This is a genomic window from Skermania piniformis (genome assembly GCF_019285775.1).
Classification (GTDB): Bacteria; Actinomycetota; Actinomycetes; order Mycobacteriales; family Mycobacteriaceae; genus Skermania; species Skermania pinensis.
Genome location: NZ_CP079105.1, coordinates 1,640,972 through 1,658,098, shown reverse-complemented (window position 1 = coordinate 1,658,098; position 17,127 = coordinate 1,640,972). Strand labels below are relative to the sequence as shown.

Here is a 17,127-nt window from a genome sequence, read left to right as displayed (position 1 = left end):
GGTCAGCGAATCGGTTCGAGACCGTCGGCGGCCCGCAACGCCTGGATCAACTGCCCGGCGACACCCGGAGCAGCGGCGACCAGGATCGCGCCGGCCGAGCCCGGTGTGCCCGCGGACGGCAGCATGACCCGACAACCGGCCTCGGTGGCGACCAGCGCCGCCGCGGCCCAGTCCCAAGGACTGAGGCCGTGCTCGTAGAAACCGTCCAGCCGACCGGCGGCGAGCGCGCACAGGTCGAGCGCTGCAGACCCGATCCGTCGGATGTCGCGAACGTGCGGCAACAATTCACCGACGAGGCGGGCCTGCGCCGCCCGGCGGGTGCCTGAGTAGCCGAAGCCGGTGCCCACCAGCGCCAGTGCCAAGTCGTCGGCTGCGCTGCAGCGCAGCCGCACCCGCCCCGCCGCCGTGCTGCATTCGGCGCCGTACCCACGAGCGGCCGAATAGGTCTCGGCGTGCGGCACATCCACCACTGCGCCGGCCACCGTCACCCCCTGCCACTGCACGGCCAGCGACACCGCATACGCCGGGATGCCGTAGAGAAAGTTCACCGTGCCGTCGATCGGGTCCACCACCCAACGCAGACCGTCGACCGCCGCCGGGTCGCCACTGCCCTCCTCGCCCACCAGCCGATCGGCCGGCCGATGTCGGGCCAGCAGCTCCCGGGTCAGGACCTCGGCCTCGGTGTCGACGACCGTGACCGGGTCGGTGGGCGTGCTCTTCGCCCGAACTGCATCGCCCACCGGCGCCGCGCCGGGCGGACCGAAGACCTCCGGGCGGCGGGTCCGGACATGGTCGGCCACCCGCTCGGCCACCGCGACCGCAAGATCGCGCAACAACAGCGGATCCTCGGGCGCAGCGATGTCGGGCTCGGCGATGTCGGGTACAGCGATGTCGGGCACCGGCTCATCGCAGCACACTCGGTCCACGCGCCACGCCCACCCGTCCCGTACCGGTGCTCACGCCTGCTTCGCCGGTGCCGTCGTTACAATGGTCGACGTCGGCTCTGCCGGACAATGGTCGATGCCGGACAATGGCCGGTGCCGGCTCGTGTCGGCTCGACCCCACCAAGACCTCTCCGCCGGACGCCCCGCCGGCGTGACGCCGTACGACACCGTCCACGAAAGGGCGTACGTGGTAGCCACCAACACCCGCAAGGCGATCGATCCCGAACCGGTTGTCCCCACCGAACCGGCGGAGAACGGTAAGCGGGCGCCGCGCAAGGCGGCGGCGAAGAAGGCGCCGGCCAAGCGCGCTGCTGCCAAAACCGCCGCGCCGGCCCGCAAGACCGCGACGAAGGCCGCGAAAGCAGCAACCAAGCGTGCAACCAAGCCGGCCGGCACCAACGACGATCCGGAAACCGCCGAGCTCGCCGACGAAGCCGTCGACCTCGGCGACTTCGAGATCGCCGACGGCGACCTTGCCACCGACGGTGAGGGCGCGGCCGACACGGAGGCGGTCACCGAAGAAGCCGAAGACGAAGAGCAGGTCGAAGAGCCGACCAGCGCCGACAAAGCATCCGGCGACTTCGTCTGGGACGAAGAAGAATCCGAAGCTCTGCGGCAGGCACGCAAGGATGCGGAGCTGACTGCATCCGCCGACTCGGTGCGCGCGTATCTCAAACAGATCGGCAAGGTAGCGCTGCTCAATGCCGAAGAAGAGGTCGAGCTCGCCAAGCGGATCGAGGCCGGGCTCTACGCCACCGAGAAGATGCGCGAGTACACCGAGCGCGGAGAAAAGCTGCCGGTCGCCCAGCGTCGTGATCTGCAGTGGATCTGCCGGGACGGCAACCGCGCGAAGAACCACCTGCTGGAGGCCAACCTGCGACTGGTCGTATCCCTGGCCAAGCGCTACACCGGCCGCGGAATGGCGTTCCTGGATCTGATCCAGGAAGGCAACCTGGGCCTGATCCGCGCGGTCGAGAAGTTCGACTACACCAAGGGCTACAAGTTCTCCACCTACGCGACCTGGTGGATCCGGCAGGCGATCACCCGGGCGATGGCCGATCAGGCCCGCACGATCCGCATCCCGGTACACATGGTCGAGGTGATCAACAAGCTGGGGCGGATCCAGCGCGAGTTGCTCCAGGACCTGGGTCGCGAGCCGACCCCGGAAGAGCTCGCCAAGGAAATGGACATCACCCCGGAGAAGGTGCTGGAGATCCAGCAATATGCCCGGGAACCGATCTCGCTGGACCAGACCATCGGTGACGAGGGCGATTCTCAGCTCGGCGATTTCATCGAGGACAGCGAAGCCGTCGTGGCGGTGGACGCGGTGAGCTTCACCCTGCTCCAGGACCAGCTGGCGTCGGTCCTGGAAACCTTGTCCGAGCGGGAGGCCGGGGTGGTTCGGTTGCGCTTCGGCCTCACCGACGGCCAACCGCGCACGTTGGACGAGATCGGGCAGGTGTACGGCGTGACCCGAGAGCGGATCCGGCAGATCGAATCCAAGACGATGTCCAAGCTGCGACACCCGTCGCGGTCGCAGGTACTGCGCGACTATCTCGACTGACGTCGACTACCGAGCCGAAAGCCACCCACACCGAGACCGGCGAGATTCTGGTTTGCTCGGGGCTTGCCGAATAACCGATGGGGTTCCGGTGCGTATTTGCTGGAACCCTTCATTTCGGACACCGGTTGTGGTATCAATATTGTAACGATAATGGTCTCGGGACCAACTGAATCGCCTCGCATGTCATCCGTGGCAACGAAGCTCGAATGAGACGGCGTCCAAATGGTCATTACAGTGTTCTTGGTAGCGGTATGGGTGGCGCTCGCCGCGCCACTGGCAGTGATCATCGCGCGGGTGGTGACCCGCGGAAGCCGGATCGGTGTCCCGGAACGGGCGGAATGGGCCGACCTCCTGTTCGAGCTGGAGCTGGCCACGCTCAGCAGTCGACGACGCTCCTACTAGCCGTACCGACCAGCCGCACTGCGGGTTCCACCAGCCGGGCCACCACCGGACCCAACACAGCCATCAGCAACACGTACGCCGTGGCCAAGGTCGCCAGCTCGGCGGCGACGGCCCCCGCGGCCAGGGCCAAACCCGCCACCACGATCGAAAACTCGCCACGCGCAACCAGTGCGGCACCAGCACGCGCCCGACCCATCCGGCCCACCTGGTGCTGCCGGGCCGCCCACCAGCCCGTGGCCAGCTTGGTCACGGTGGTTACTGCGGCCAACACCGTCGCCCAACCCAGCACCGGCGGGATGTCGGCCGGATCGGTGCTCAGCCCGATCACCACGAAGAACATCGCGGCGAACAGGTCGCGCAGTGGTTCGAGAAGTTTCGTCGCGTCCCGCGCGGTCGATCCCGAGATAGCGATGCCGAGTAGGAAGGCACCGACCGCCGCCGAGACCTGCAGCGCCGAGGCCACTCCGGCAACCAACAATGCGGCTCCGAGCAGCTTGAGCAAAAATACCTCGCGATCCGCGCTGTCCACGATCGCAGACACGTATCGGCCGTACCGCAACGCAACCACCAGGACCACGGTGACCACGACGAGCGCGATGGCGAGAGCCTGCAGCCCACCCCAAAATCCGACCCCGGCGAGCACGGCGGTGAGAATCGGGAGGTAGACCGCCATCGTCAGGTCCTCGAAAACCAAGATCGACAGCACCACCGGCGTCTCGCGGTTGCCGAGCCGGCCGAGATCGGTGAGCAATTTCGCCGCTATCCCAGATGACGAGATGAAGGTGACGCCACCGAGGGTGAGCGCACCGACCGGACCCCAACCGAGCAACAGCGCCATCAGGACACCCGGGGTGGCATTCAAGACGATGTCCACCACACCCGCCGTCCAGGACCGGCGCATTCCGGTCACCAGCTCGGACGCGGTGTACTCCAGGCCCAGCAGGAGCAACAACAGGACGACACCGATCTCGGCGGCGAGGTGACCGAAAGCACCTGCCTCACCGAGCGGAATCAGCCCGCCGTGCCCGAAGGCCAAACCGCCCAGCAGATACAGCGGGATCGGCGACATCCCGAACCGGCCGGCCAGTCGGCCGAGCACCCCGAGCACGAAGAACACCGCGCCCAGCTCGACGAGCGCGAGCGCGGTGTCGTTCATCTGCAGGCTCACCCGTGGGTAAGTATTCGCGCTCCGGCATCCAAACCTTCGCCGGTGCCGACCACCACCAGCAGGTCCCCCGCCGTGAACACGAAGTCCGGCCCGGGCGACGGGTGCACCTGCCCCGCCCGCATCACCGCGACGATGGACGCCTTGGTGCGCGTGCGCATACCGGTGGCGCCGAGCGTGCGGCCGTCGTACGGCGAGGCCGCCACTATCGGCAGTTGGCGGGTACTGATCCCCGGGACATCCCGGTGTTCGGCCTGGAGCTGGGCCACCAGTTGCGGAGCGCCGAGCAGGCTGCCCAGCACAGCAGCTTCCTCGTTCGACATCGCGACCTGGGCTGCGCAGGTGTCGGGATCGTCCGCCCGGCTCACGATCAGATCGAGCCGACCGTCCCGATGGGTGACCACCCCCACCCGCTCGCCGGTCCCCAGCGCAAAATCCTTCCGGACGCCGATTCCGGGCAGTGGGGTTACATCGACGTTCACCGGTCGAGAGTAACGCCGAACTCCCCGGTGAGCTGTCCGAACCTGGCCTCGCCGGGGTGCGAGTGATCTCGGCCACAGAGGCCCCGGCCACGGCGTTTATCGCCCAGGACGCGTGACCGGATCGACTCCGGGAACAAAGCGCGCGCGCCGTTCGTCTGTCACAGTAGTTCCACTCCGGAGTACATGCCGTACTCCGGATGCACGACAGGTGAACGGCCGCCACGCCGGGAGCCAGGACGGAGGAATCATGTCCGCGACCCTGACACTAACCCCCCTGACCGTTGCCGATCGGTGCGATCGCTGCGGTGCCGGTGCTCGTGTCCGTGCTGTGCTCCCGGGCGGCGGCGAGTTGCTGTTCTGCCAGCATCACGCGAACGAGCACCTCGACCGGTTGCGCGAGATCGACGCGACCATCGATACCGACTCGGCGCCGGCGCTGTAACCGATCCGTCCTATCCCGACTCACAAACGACAGCGGGTGGCCGTCACGGCCACCCGCTGTCGTGCATCTGCGCCGCGGACCCGCGGCGCCATGGCTACAGTTCGGGAAAAGGCTCGACCGCCGGACCCGACGAGAACGACGGAAACAAGATCGTCTGACCGACCGTAATCAAGCTCGGATCGTCGATCAGATTCGCCGCCGCGACCATCTGCACCAGGACCTGGGTTCGAGCGTTGTCGTAGTCCCCGTAATTGTCGGCCACCAGGCGCCACAACGTGTCGCCCACGACCACCCGGCGCCGACGGTTGAGCCGGGGCAAGGTGAGCACGGTCCCGGGCGCCGGGTCGCCGTCGGGCAGGTGATTCACCGCACTGATGATCGGCCAGAAGGCCGCGACCCCCCAGCGGTACTCGGCCAGCTGAGGCAGCGTCTCGCCCGCGACCATCGTGTGATGATCGGTGCCGCCGAAGTCGGGGATCAACAGCATTTCACCGGCCAGAAGGTCGCGCTGCGCCGCACCGTTGGGGATCTCGAACAGCAACGTCGACGTCGGGTCTTGATAGAAGCGTTGCGCCAACTCCGCCTTGGTGTCGCCGGCCCGGACCCGGTAACGGTAGGTGACGTACGGAATCTCGATCTCCTGGCCGGGCTCCAGCTGGTCACCGTCGGTGATCCCGGACGCGGCGGCGATCACCCGCCACCGCCGGCCGTCACCGTAGAAACGCTCGGCAAGCCGCCACAGGGCATCGCCTGACTGCACGACGTACGTACTCATCGATCTGCCTTTCGTGGTTCGGACGCCTCATCCCCCGTGCGCCTCTTCGGCCATTGTGGGCGCTCGAACCGACCCTGCACATGGTCAGCCGACTGGCCCGATCACCAGCCAACGGCTGGCTACCGGTCGATCGGTGACGGTGCTGGGTCTACCAGCTGCGCAGCGCCGCGATCCGGGCACTGATCTGCTCGGCCGACGCGATCGCGGTCGGCGGTCCGCCGCACTGCCGGCGCAACTCGCCATGGATCACACCGTGTGGCTTACCGGTCCGGTGGTGGTGCAGCGCGACGAGGCTGTTCAGTTCCCGCCGCAACTCGCCCAGCACCGCGGCGGAGCCGCCGGATGTCGCCGCGGCCGAGCCGCCGGATGTCACCGCGGCCGAGCCGCCCGATGTCACCGCGGCCGAGCCGCCCGATGTCACCGCGGCCGAGCCGGCGGGCTGCGCCACGGTCGCGTCGACGCCCGCGGCCCGGTCCAGTTGCCGGGCCTGGCGTTCCCGAAGCAGTAGCCGTACCTGGTCGGCATCGAGCAACCCCGGCAAGCCCAGATAGTCGGCTTCTTCGTCACTACCGGCGATCGTCGCCGTGCCGAACGAGGCGCCGTCGTAGATCACTTGATCGAGTTCGGCGTCGGCCCCCAGCGCGACGTAGGCCGGCTCCTCCGCACCCGGCTCGTCCTGCTGCCGATTCGCCTGCACCAACAACTGGTCGTCCAGCCCATCGGACTGCCGGTGTGGTTTGCCGAGCACATGGTCGCGCTGTCGTTCGAGCTGGCTGGCCAGATCGAGCAACACCGGCACGGACGGCAGGAACACGCTGGCGGTCTCCCCGGGTCGGCGGGCCCGGACGAACCGGCCGATCGCCTGGGCGAAGTACAGCGGGGTGGCGGCACTGGTGGCGTAGACCCCGACCGCCAGCCGGGGCACGTCCACCCCTTCCGACACCATGCGCACCGCCACCAGCCACGGCGCGGTCCCGGACCCGAACTCGGCGATCCGTGCCGACGATCCCGGATCGTCGGACAGCACCAGGGCAGGCGTCTGCCCGGTCAGTGCGGTCAGCAGTTCCGCGTAGGCCCGCGCCGCCGCCTGATCCGAGGCGATCACCAAACCGCCGGCATCCGGGATTCCGGAGCTGCGCAACTGGGCCAGCCGAGTGTCGGCGGCACGCAGCACGGCGGGAATCCAGTCACCGTTCGGGTCGAGTGCGGTCCGCCAGGCGCGCGAGGTCTGCTCCGGGGTGAGGGGCTCGCCGAGTCGCGCGGAGAACTCCTCGCCTGCGCTGTCCCGCCAGCGCGCCTCACCGGAATATGCCAGGAAGACCACCGGCCGCACCACCCCGTCGGCCAACGCGTCGGCGTAGCCGTAGGCGTGATCCGCGCGCGAGCGAAGCGCACCTTCGCCGTCCGGCTCGTAGCGGACGAACGGGATCGCCGAGTCGTCACTGCGAAACGGCGTACCGGTCAGCGCCAGCCGTCGGGTGGCGTCGGCGAATGCCTCCTCGGCTGCCTCGCCCCAGGTCTTGGCATCGCCGGCGTGATGGATCTCGTCCAGGATCACCAAGGTTCGCCGGTTCTCGGTGCGTACCCGGTGCCGAAACGGATGAGCCGCCACCTGAGCGTAGGTGACCACCACACCGTGATAGTCCGACGAAGTCTGTCCGGTCGTGTTGCTGAACCGGGAGTCGAGCGCGATACCGACCTGGGCGGCGGCACCGGACCACTGGTGCTTCAGGTGCTCCGTCGGCGCGACCACCGTGACCTGATCCACGGTCCGGTCGGCCAACAACTCTGCCGCGACCCGCAGCGCGAACGTGGTCTTGCCGGCGCCGGGGGTGGCTACCGCCAGAAAATCTCGCGGCCGGGTCGACAGGTACTTCGTCAGTGCGCGCCGCTGCCACGCCCGCAAGCTATCGCTCGGCACGTTCGGTGTCGCTCCCCTCGGTGTCCCGCTGGTCGGATCGGTGTTCCCGGCGGGGGCACTGCCCCGCCGACTGCGACCCTCGACAATAGCCGTCTGTGACCGACACGGCCGTGCCCGCTGACCCGTATCCGCCGGTCATAAGCGATGCTGGAAGCCATGATGGGTGCACCGACCGGCGATCGGGAGCCGGACCGGAGCAGCGCGGTCACCGCGCTACGGGGAGATGGCAGCGCGGGCACGCCCGTTCGACTGGCCGGGCGCGTGGCCTGGCGGGTGGCGACCAAGGCCTGGGACGATTCGATCTTCGGCAAGGCGGCAACCGCCGCGTTCTGGCAGACCTTGTCGTTGCCTCCGTTGCTGCTCGGTCTTCTCGGTTGCCTCGGTTACGTCGGCGGCTGGTTCGGACCGGACACGCTCGACATCATCGAATCGAAGATCATCACGTTCAGCCGCGACACCTTCAGCTCCAACGTGGTGGACGAGCTGATCCAGCCGACCGTGAGCGACGTGCTCCAACGTGGCCGAGCCGAGATCGTGTCCGTGGGCTTCGTGCTGTCCCTGTGGGCCGGTTCCTCGGCGATGGCGACGTTCGTGGACTCGATCGTGGAAGCGCACGGCCAACAGGACGCCCGCAACCCGGTCTGGCAACGTATCTTCGCCCTGCTGCTGTACGTGATGTTCCTGCTGACGTCGGTGCTGGTGCTGCCCTTGGTCGCGTTGGGACCGAGCATGATCAATCGAGCTCTGCCGAACTCCTGGCGCGATACCGGGAGCCAGTTGGTCGATTATCTCTACTACCCCGGCGTCGGTCTGCTCTTGATCGTCGGCCTCACCACGCTGTACAAGCTGGCGCTGCATCGTTCGCTGCCGTGGCATCGGCTGCTCGGTGGTGCGCTGATCGCCGGCGTGTTCTTCATGGTGGCCAGCAGCGCGCTCCGCAGCTATCTCGGCTACGTCGCACGCACCGGGATCAGCTACGGCGCGCTCGCCACGCCGATCGGCTTCCTGCTGTTCGCCTTCTTCCTCGGATTCGCAGTGATCCTGGGCGCCGAATTCAACGCCACGGTCCAGGAGTTCTGGCCGGCTCGGGCCACTCGGATCGACCACGTCAAGGAGTGGCTCACGAAACCGGACAACCCGGCGGTCGCGCTGGCGACCGGACCGATCCGAATTGCCACCGATCGGATGCGGGCGGCGGTACGCCGCGAGGACGAGGAGCCGGTCGGCCGATCGGCCGACCGGTCGGTGCGTCAGTCGCCCTGACGAAATCCGTCGTAGACCTTCTTGCAGTCCGGGCATACCGGCGCGCCCGGCTTCGGGGAACGGGTGACCGGGAAAACCTCGCCACACAAGGCCACCACGTGCGTACCCAGTACCGCGCTTTCGGCGATCTTGTCTTTCTTCACGTAATGGAAGAAACGTGGCGTGTCGTCACCGGTCGAGGTGTCGGTGCCGACATCGGGACGGACCTCGGTCTGTGTGCTCACCCCGACATAATGCCTGAAGACATGCATTCGGCGCTCGAGAGTGCCAGAGTGGACGTGTGGCACGTGGTGTGGGCTTCGGCGATCCGGCGGACGGGACTCCGCGGCATCCGGCTGTGATCACCGCGGCGGCGCCCTCGCTCGACGACGAGCATCGCGCCCGCGTGCGCAAGTACAGCTTCCTGATGGCCTTCCGAATTCCGTGTCTGGTGCTGGCTGCTTGGGCCTACACCGCGTTCGGGAGCGCTTGGATCGCTATCGCGATCATCGCGGTTTCGGTGCCGCTGCCCTGGATGGCGGTACTGATCGCCAACGATCGCCCGCCTCGCCGCAAGGATGAACCCAGTCGCTGGATGTATCACGGACAGCACGAGCGGCCCGCGATCGAGGGAACCGCGCGCACGATCGATTGAGGCTCGGCGGCACCCGACCCGCATTCTTCGGCTCAAATCGCGGACCTATTTGCTTTCGCCTGTCTTTCGGTTCACAAAGATGTGATTCTGGGTGTTTGACCGTCACACATGCGGCGTGCTGAACTTGCCGGGTGGCTTGGTGGCAAAGATCGGGCGACGCACCGGGGGACGACACGGCGCCGACACGCCCGGAAAACAACGACAGCGATAGCGGCGACAATTCCCGGCGGCCGGTCCCGACCGGACCCTTGCCGGCACTTCCGAAACGCAAACCGGACCCTTCCGGCGGCGGAATCATGGCTGCCACGACAGCGCTGCCGGCCGGCGCCGGTTGGGCGGGTCCGCTGAGTCGCACGACGACTGAAACCAAATCGAAACCTATTGCCGAGGCAGCAGATTAGTGCGGGTCGACGACCGGTAGCGGGCCACCCGGATCGGTTTGCGTTGCCCGAATCCGCCCGTTACCGGGCGTAGAACCGTACTCGAAGTCGGCAATCAGCAGAAAAAACTTCGGCCCGACTGAAATCGCGGCTCACACACTCTTGTTCCAAGATCGCCTGACAAATCGAGGCACAGATGGGTCATTCGACGGGGATTGACTGAATTGCGTAAGGCATGCTCCAATGCCTCGTGGCTTGGTGGCGGAAAACAAACAGCGAATCGGGTGAGACTGCGGCGGCGCCACACGCCCCGACCGACCCGATGGTCAGCCGTAACGTGCTGCGCCGAAACGACCCGACCGAGCAGCCGGAATTGCCGGACCTGTCGGACCTGTCGGACCGGCCCGACTTACCACGACGTCAGCCGGACGGTGCCGGCGGTGCCATCGCCGCCGCGGCATTCACCGACGACGGGCCGGGCTGGGCCCGCCCGTTGATCTTGTCCAAGGACAGCGGGGGGAAACACCGGCAACCGCCCGCCGAACCGGGGCCGACCGCAGCCCCACCGGTCGATGCCGGGCTGCCGGTCGACGCCACGCCACATGACGACCATGCACTGCCGGTCAGTCGCACGCCCGGCGCGCAGACACCACCGGTCACCCGCACACCGGGCGCCCAGACACCACCGGTCACCCGCACACCCGGCGCGCAGACACCACCGGTCACCCGCACACCGGGCGCCCAGACACCACCGGTCACCCGCACACCCGGCGCGCAGACACCACCGGTCACCCGCACCGCCCGAGCAGAGACGCCGCCACCCTCCGCTCCGCGGTACGTCGAACGACGTACCGCACGGACGAACCACATCAGCCCGGCGAACTACCCCGGGTCACTGTTCTACGAAGAGCCCGACCCGGAACCGCCGACCCGCCCCGGACCGACTGCCGACTTCCAAGCGTTCGGTGCGTCGCCGGACCCCGAACCACCGACCCCATCGGAATCGAGAACCCCCCCTGCCCCCCCGATCGAGCCACCCGGCCCGATCGAGCCGCTACCGCCGACGATCGACGAGCCACTACCTGTCACCACCACCACCACCGAACCGAAGATCAGCACGGAACCGAAGGAGAACATCAGAATGACCGGTTATCAGGAGACAGTCTCCAGGGCACTCAACATCGAAGGGGCATTGGGTTTTGCCATCGTCGATGCGAAGTCCGGTATGGCGATGGCCACCGGCGGCGATCCCGGATTCGATCTGAACGTCGCCGCAGCCGGAAACAGCTCCGTCGTGCAGGCCAAGTTGCGGACGATGGACGACCTGGGTCTGCACGAGTCGATCGAGGACATCTTGATCACGCTCGGCAAGCAGTTCCACCTCATTCGGCTCACCGAGTTCGACCCGAATGTCTTCCTTTATCTGGTGCTGTCTCGATCGCGAGGCAATCTCGCGATGGCGAGGTATCAGCTGAACAAGCTGGAGTCGTCGCTGCGGCTCTGACCGACGTGTCGGTGGCTGCCGCGGCGATACCGGCCGACATCGCCGCGGCAGCAAAGCACAATCCGCCGGCGACCAGCCAGGCGGCGTCGTAGCTGCCCTGGTCGTCCCGGACCATGCCGGCCGCGGTAGCCATTACTGCTGCGCCGATCTGATGCGCCGCGAACACCCAGCCGAACACGATTGGCCCGGTCGAGCCGAACCGGTCTCGGCAGATCGCCACCGTCGGGGGGACGGTGGCGACCCAATCGAGGCCGTAGAAGACGATGAATGCCCACATACTGGGTTGTACCTGCGGCCCGAACAGCGCGGGTAGCACGAGCAGCGACCCGCCACGCAACGCGTAGTAGGCGACCAGCAACCACCGTGGGTCCAGTCGGTCGGTCAGCCAGCCGGAGAACACGGTCCCGGCGACGTCGAACACGCCGACCAGCGCCAGCAACGACGCCGCGGTCGTCGGCGGCATCCCATGGTCGTGAGCAGCACTGACGAAGTGGGTTCCGACCAGGCCGTTGGTCGACGCCCCACAAACCGCGAAGCCGGCGGCGAGCAACCAGAACGTGCGGGTTCGGGCCGCTGCACGCAACGCGGTCAGGGCCCGTCCGGCGCCGCCCGACACTGCAGTCCGCCGACCCGGATCGTCGTCGCGCCGCGCGCCGTACGCCGTCACGCCGACATCGCTCGGGTAGTCCCGAATCGTCCACCAGGCCAGCGGCACGGTCACCAGCGCAGCGCCGGCGACGAGCAGCGCCGGCAGCCGCCAACCGTAGGCCTGTGCCAGTGCCGCCACCAGCGGTAAGAAGATCAACTGACCGGTCGCACCGGCAGCCGTCAGGACCCCGGTCACCAGACCGCGACTCCGGACGAACCAGCGCCCGGTGAGCGTCGCGACCAGCGGCATCGACATCGCGCCGACGCCGATTCCGACCAGCAGACCCCAGCAGAGCACCAGCTGCCACGCGGCGGTCAGCCGGATCGTCGCGCCGCTGCCCACCGCGATCGCCACCAGCGCAGCGCATACCACCCGACGGATCCCGAACCGGTCCATCAACGCCGCGGCAAACGGCGAGATCAGGCCGTAGAGCAACAGGTTCAACGACACCGCCGCGCCGATCGTGGCATGGGAGAAGCCGAACTCGGCGTGCAACGGGTTCATCAGAACACTCGGCACCGAGCGGAAACCGGCGGCGCCGAGCAGCGCCACGAAGCCGCCGGCTGCGACCAGCCACGCTGGATGCAGCCGGAAGTGGCCGAGCCGGGACACGACGGCGTCTGAGCGAGTCATCGGCTCAGCATGGCGTTGGTTCGGTACGCCGACGAGTGGCCGAATTGCCACAATAGGTCGATATCAGGCCAATTCGTGTCAGACTGACGCGATGCCGCACGTCGTCGTGATCCTCGCGCTCGCCCCAGCGATCGGCTACGACCTCGCCATCCCGCCGGTGATCTTCGGCGCCGCGGACGACGAGAACGGTGTCGCGCATTACGACGTGCGGGTCTGTGGACTCGACCGGAGTCCGATCGTGACCACCAGCGGCTATGCCGTCGTCCCCGGCGCCGGCCCCGAAGCACTCGGCGAAGCGGACACCGTGATCGTGCCCGGTACCCGGATCGGCGGACCACGTACCGACGGCACCGTGCCCGGCCGGCTGGCCGAAGCGCTGGCGACCATCCGGCCCGGCACCCGGCTGATGTCGATCTGCACCGGTGCATTCGTGCTCGCCGCAGCCGGCTTTCTGGACGGGCGCAGAGCGACCACCCACTGGGCCTATGCCGACGCGTTCCGGACGCTGTATCCGCAGGTCGACCTGGACGAGCAGGCGCTGTTCGTCGATGCCGGGAACGTGCTCACCTCGGCCGGACTGGCCGCCGGGGTGGATCTGTGCTTGCACGTGCTGCGCCGCGACGTCGGTTCCGCAACGGCGAATCAGGTCGCCCGATATTGCGTGGTGCCACCCTGGCGCGCGGGCGGCCAGGCTCAATTCATCGACCGACCGGTACCTGTGTCCGGCGACGACGGCACCGCACCGACCCGGGCCTGGGCGCTGAGCCGGCTGCACGCCGACCTGGATCTCCCCCGGATGGCCGCCCACGCCCGGATGAGTGTGCGAACCTTCAGCCGTCGGTTCAAGGCCGAGACCGGACTCACTCCCGGCGGCTGGCTCCGGCAGGAACGGATGCGGCATGCACGACAGCTCCTGGAGACGACCGATCTGCCGGTGGACCGGGTAGCCGATGCCGCCGGGCTGGGCAGCCCGGCCGCGTTGCGCCACCACATGCGCGCCGAACTCGGCGTCGCCCCGCTCGCCTATCGCCGCACCTTCCGGACGGGCTGACATGGACAGCCTGGTCGAGCTTGCCGGCGAACTGCCGGTCGCGTTGCGCCGTAACCGATACGACGCCGACACCGTGCTCGAGGTGCTGGGTGTCGGCGCGCACGCCGCGCTCGGCCGGGGCGAGCCGGTGCCGGCACGCCGAGCGGCTGCGAGCGCGGGTGAGCTGGGCACGCTGATCCGGTTGCTGCTGCTCGGCGACTCGCTTCCGGCCGGCCGGGTCGCGGCCGCCCTGGATCCGGTCGCCCCGGCGACCGCTGTTGCGGCCGGGCTGCTCGTCGCCGACGGCGACCGGCTCCGCGCCGCTCTGGACCTGCGCCCGCTCGATACCGGTGGCGGAACCCGCTGGGTGTTCTCCGATCTCGACGACGGACCGGTCCGGCGCCGGCCGGCGGCCGACCACGTGCTCGGGGTCGGGCACGCGTCGCTGTCGCTGTTGCGCGCAACACCGACCGAATCCACCGGCACGGTCCTGGACCTGGGTACCGGCTGCGGAGTTCAGGCACTGCACGCCTGCTCCTACGCCGACCGGGTCACCGGCACCGACGTGAATCCCCGCGCACTGCGCCTCGCGGCCGCAACCGCAGCGATCAACGGCGCGGACATCGACCTGCGAATCGGGACCTGGTTCGATCCGGTGGTCGGCGAGCGATTCGATCGGATCGTTGCGAATCCCCCGTTCGTGGTCGGGCCGGGTCGGGTGGAGTACACCTACCGCGATTCCGGACTGGCCCTGGACGGGGCGAGCGAGCTGGTGGTGGCCGGGGCGCCGGATCTGCTGGCACCCGGCGGTGTCGCGACTCTGCTCGCGTCCTGGGTGCACACCCGCGACGCGGACTGGCGCAGCCGGGTGGCGAGTTGGCTGCCCGACCACGGAATCGACGCCTGGGTGGTGCAGCGCGACGTCGCCGACCCCGCGCTCTACGTGGGCACCTGGCTACGGGACAGCGGACTCGATCCCCGTGACCCGGCCGCGCAGCGCCGGGCCGAGCACTGGCTGGACACGCTCGACGAGGCGGAGCTGACCGGGATCGGCTTCGGCTTCGTCTTCCTGCGCCGGATCGACGGGCCGACCGAGGTGCTCGCCGAAGACCTGAGCCACGGCTTCGACGACCCGCTCGGTCCGGAAGTGATGCAGTACTTCGCCCGCTCGGCGTGGTTGCGCGACCACGACCTGCGCCACGCTCGGCTACGTCGCGCTCCCGACATCGCGCTCGAACAGATCTCAACGCCCACCGTCGACGGCTGGCGGCAGATCGGCGCTCGACTGCACCGGAGCGACGGACCGCGCTGGCGCCATGACATCGACGACCTGTTATCCGCCCTGCTGGCCGGACTGCGACCCGACGGACTCCCGCTCGGCGAGTTGGTCGATCTGCTGTCCCGCGGTCATCTCGGCGGACCGGCGACCCCGGAATTCGAGCAGGCCGCCGTCGACGCCGTGGCGGCGCTGATCCGGCACGGCCTGGTGCTACCAGGCGACGGGCCCGCTGCTTCTCAGTATCTTCTCAGGACGTCGGGCAAGTAACAGCAGGTCAGGACGATCGGAACGATCCTGGTCGGGGAACTTTCAGCCCATCGGGCCCGTTTTTATCTGTGAGACGGACCCGACCAGGAGGCACCTCATGACAAGCCCCGGCACCACTCGCCTGCGCCCGAGCGACGCCGATCTCGACGCTCAGAGCCCCGCCGCCGATCTGGTACGTGTGTACCTCAACGGAATCGGCAAGACGGCGCTGCTGACCGCCGAACAGGAGGTCGATCTGGCCAAGCGAATCGAGGCCGGACTCTACGCCCAGCATGTGCTGGAGAACGCGAAGCGGCTGTCCGCCACCCGCAAGCGCGACCTGGCGATCGTGGTGCGCGACGGCCAGTCGGCCCGGTCCCACCTGTTGGAGGCGAACCTGCGGCTGGTGGTCTCGCTGGCCAAGCGCTACACCGGACGTGGAATGCCCCTGCTCGACCTGATCCAGGAGGGCAATCTCGGATTGATCCGCGCGATGGAGAAGTTCGACTACGCGAAGGGATTCAAGTTCTCCACCTACGCCACCTGGTGGATCCGGCAGGCGATCACCCGCGGCATGGCAGATCAGGGGCGCACCATCCGGCTCCCGGTCCACCTGGTCGAGCAGGTGAACAAGCTGGCTCGGATCAAACGGGAACTGCACCAGCAACTCGGTCGGGAGGCCACCGACGACGAGTTGGCCGCCGAGTCCGGCATCCCGGCGCACAAGATTGCCGACCTGCTGGACCACAGCCGGGACCCGGTGAGCCTGGACATGCCGGTCGGCAACGACGAGGAAGCACCGCTCGGCGACTTCATCGAGGACTCGGAGGCCACCTCCGCCGAGAGTGCGGTGATCGCCGGGCTGCTGCACCGCGATGTACGCACCGTCCTGGCCACGCTCGACGAGCGGGAACAGCAGGTGATCCGGCTGCGCTACGGCCTCGACGACGGCCAGCCGCGCACGCTGGACCAGATCGGCAAGCTGTTCGGATTGTCTCGGGAGCGAGTGCGCCAGATCGAGCGCGAGGTCATGTCCAAGCTGCGTAAGGGCGATCGCGCCGAGCGGCTGCGGTCCTACGCCAGCTGAGCCGGCCGGGCACTTCCGCCAGCTGAGCCGGCCGGGCACTTCTGCCAGCCGAGCCGGCCGGTCAGCCGCGCTGCGACTCTCGCTGCGCGGCGGCCGCAGCTTTCTTCGTAGCGGCCCAGGAACAGATCGGGCAGGCTTCGAACAGGTGCCGCCGGGCGGGGCAGTACTCGCGGCCGAAATAGATGATCTGCAGATGTCGGCGGTTCCACGTCGAACGCGGGAACACCCGCTCGAGGTCGGCCTCGACCTTGTCCGGTGTCCCGCCGGAGGACAAACCCCACCGGTGTGCGGACCGAAAGATGTGGGTGTCGACCGGAAACGCCGGCACTCCGAAAGCTTGCGACAGCACCACGCCGGCGGTTTTCCGGCCGACGCCGGCCAAGCTCTCGAGGAAGGCCCGATCCGGGATCACCGCGCCACCGGCATCGACGATCTGGCCGGCCGCCGTCCACACGTTGCGTGCCTTGGTCGGTGCCAGCCCCAGCTGCCGGATCAGTTCCAGAATCCGGTCCGCACCCAGCTCGTACATCTGCTCCGGCGTCGCAGCTGCAGCGAACAGCGCCGGGGTGACCTCGTTGACCTTCCGGTCGGTGGTCTGCGCCGACAGCGCCACCGCGACCAGGAGGGTATACGGATTCACATGGTCCAGCGGGATCGGCGGTTCCGGGTAGAGCTCGTCCAGAATCACGCCGATCCGCTCGGCCTTCTCAGCTCGCCGCACGCGGAC

General features: G+C 68.2%; 17 protein-coding genes. 9 read left to right on the top strand and 8 right to left on the bottom strand.

Translation table 11 applies throughout. From position 1 onward, the window contains the following. Positions 1 to 2 precede the first annotated feature (2 nt). Complete coding sequence (locus KV203_RS07665) at positions 3 to 899, bottom strand: inositol monophosphatase family protein (protein ID WP_373279233.1); 897 nt, start codon at positions 897 to 899, stop codon at positions 3 to 5. Between the two features lie 232 nt (positions 900 to 1,131). Here KV203_RS07665 and KV203_RS07660 point away from each other — a divergent pair, with 232 nt between their 5' ends. Both KV203_RS07660 and KV203_RS07655 read left to right on the top strand, forming a co-directional pair. Next, a complete protein-coding gene (locus tag KV203_RS07660; protein WP_066471869.1) occupies positions 1,132 to 2,508 on the top strand; it encodes an RNA polymerase sigma factor in 1,377 nt (458 codons plus the stop codon). A gap of 222 nt (positions 2,509 to 2,730) precedes the next feature. Further along, positions 2,731 to 2,910, top strand: coding sequence for a hypothetical protein (locus KV203_RS07655; protein ID WP_157079845.1), 180 nt, complete (start codon positions 2,731 to 2,733; stop codon positions 2,908 to 2,910). Here KV203_RS07655 and KV203_RS07650 read toward each other — a convergent pair. Then, positions 2,885 to 4,066 carry a cation:proton antiporter gene (locus KV203_RS07650; protein ID WP_066471872.1) on the bottom strand — a complete coding sequence of 394 codons (1,182 nt, stop codon included), beginning with the start codon at positions 4,064 to 4,066 and terminating at the stop codon, positions 2,885 to 2,887. The genes KV203_RS07655 and KV203_RS07650 overlap by 26 nt on opposite strands. 8 nt (positions 4,067 to 4,074) lie before the next feature. Continuing rightward, on the bottom strand, positions 4,075 to 4,557 hold the full coding sequence (locus KV203_RS07645) for a cation:proton antiporter regulatory subunit (protein WP_066471700.1): 483 nt from the start codon (positions 4,555 to 4,557) through the stop codon (positions 4,075 to 4,077). Between the two features lie 247 nt (positions 4,558 to 4,804). On the opposite strand from KV203_RS07645, the gene KV203_RS07640 reads away from it, so the two are divergent. Then, positions 4,805 to 4,999, top strand: a complete 195-nt coding sequence (locus KV203_RS07640) for a DUF7455 domain-containing protein (RefSeq protein WP_066471874.1) — start codon at positions 4,805 to 4,807, stop codon at positions 4,997 to 4,999. Between the two features lie 94 nt (positions 5,000 to 5,093). On the opposite strand, the gene KV203_RS07635 is transcribed toward KV203_RS07640, so the two are convergent. Both KV203_RS07635 and KV203_RS07630 read right to left on the bottom strand, forming a co-directional pair. After that, a complete protein-coding gene (locus KV203_RS07635; protein WP_066471703.1) occupies positions 5,094 to 5,774 on the bottom strand; it encodes a LysM peptidoglycan-binding domain-containing protein in 681 nt (226 codons plus the stop codon). A 148-nt stretch (positions 5,775 to 5,922) separates the two neighbouring features. Then, on the bottom strand, positions 5,923 to 7,695 hold the full coding sequence (locus KV203_RS07630; protein ID WP_066471706.1) for a DEAD/DEAH box helicase: 1,773 nt from the start codon (positions 7,693 to 7,695) through the stop codon (positions 5,923 to 5,925). Between the two features lie 159 nt (positions 7,696 to 7,854). Here KV203_RS07630 and KV203_RS07625 point away from each other — a divergent pair, with 159 nt between their 5' ends. Further along, on the top strand, positions 7,855 to 8,958 hold the full coding sequence (locus KV203_RS07625; RefSeq protein WP_083530147.1) for a YihY/virulence factor BrkB family protein: 1,104 nt from the start codon (positions 7,855 to 7,857) through the stop codon (positions 8,956 to 8,958). On the opposite strand, the gene KV203_RS07620 is transcribed toward KV203_RS07625, so the two are convergent. After that, positions 8,946 to 9,182: a DUF3039 domain-containing protein gene (locus KV203_RS07620; protein ID WP_066471708.1), complete on the bottom strand. Its 237-nt coding sequence runs from the start codon at positions 9,180 to 9,182 to the stop codon at positions 8,946 to 8,948. The two genes, KV203_RS07625 and KV203_RS07620, sit on opposite strands and share 13 nt — an antisense overlap. A gap of 56 nt (positions 9,183 to 9,238) precedes the next feature. Between KV203_RS07620 and KV203_RS07615 the strand changes: the two genes are divergently transcribed. Both KV203_RS07615 and KV203_RS19990 read left to right on the top strand, forming a co-directional pair. Further along, complete coding sequence (locus tag KV203_RS07615; RefSeq protein ID WP_066471717.1) at positions 9,239 to 9,592, top strand: DUF3099 domain-containing protein; 354 nt, start codon at positions 9,239 to 9,241, stop codon at positions 9,590 to 9,592. Positions 9,593 to 10,294: 702 nt separating this feature from the next. Next, positions 10,295 to 11,476: a hypothetical protein gene (locus KV203_RS19990; protein ID WP_306303592.1), complete on the top strand. Its 1,182-nt coding sequence runs from the start codon at positions 10,295 to 10,297 to the stop codon at positions 11,474 to 11,476. Here the strand turns inward: KV203_RS19990 and KV203_RS07605 are convergent. Continuing rightward, positions 11,364 to 12,758 (bottom strand): MFS transporter, encoded by a 1,395-nt coding sequence (locus KV203_RS07605; RefSeq protein ID WP_083530135.1) that lies wholly within the window; start codon positions 12,756 to 12,758, stop codon positions 11,364 to 11,366. The two genes, KV203_RS19990 and KV203_RS07605, sit on opposite strands and share 113 nt — an antisense overlap. Before the next feature lie 91 nt (positions 12,759 to 12,849). On the opposite strand from KV203_RS07605, the gene KV203_RS07600 reads away from it, so the two are divergent. The 3 genes from KV203_RS07600 to KV203_RS07590 all read left to right on the top strand — a co-directional run bounded on the left by KV203_RS07600 (position 12,850) and on the right by KV203_RS07590 (position 16,400). Beyond that, positions 12,850 to 13,809, top strand: coding sequence for a GlxA family transcriptional regulator (locus tag KV203_RS07600; RefSeq protein WP_066471719.1), 960 nt, complete (start codon positions 12,850 to 12,852; stop codon positions 13,807 to 13,809). A gap of 1 nt (position 13,810) precedes the next feature. After that, entirely contained in the window at positions 13,811 to 15,334 is a 1,524-nt protein-coding gene (locus KV203_RS07595; protein ID WP_066471720.1) for a DUF7782 domain-containing protein, read from the top strand. A 97-nt stretch (positions 15,335 to 15,431) separates the two neighbouring features. Continuing rightward, positions 15,432 to 16,400: a sigma-70 family RNA polymerase sigma factor gene (locus KV203_RS07590; RefSeq protein ID WP_066471722.1), complete on the top strand. Its 969-nt coding sequence runs from the start codon at positions 15,432 to 15,434 to the stop codon at positions 16,398 to 16,400. Between the two features lie 61 nt (positions 16,401 to 16,461). On the opposite strand, the gene KV203_RS07585 is transcribed toward KV203_RS07590, so the two are convergent. Then, positions 16,462 to 17,121: an endonuclease III domain-containing protein gene (locus tag KV203_RS07585; RefSeq protein WP_066471724.1), complete on the bottom strand. Its 660-nt coding sequence runs from the start codon at positions 17,119 to 17,121 to the stop codon at positions 16,462 to 16,464. Between the last annotated feature and the right edge of the window lie 6 nt (positions 17,122 to 17,127).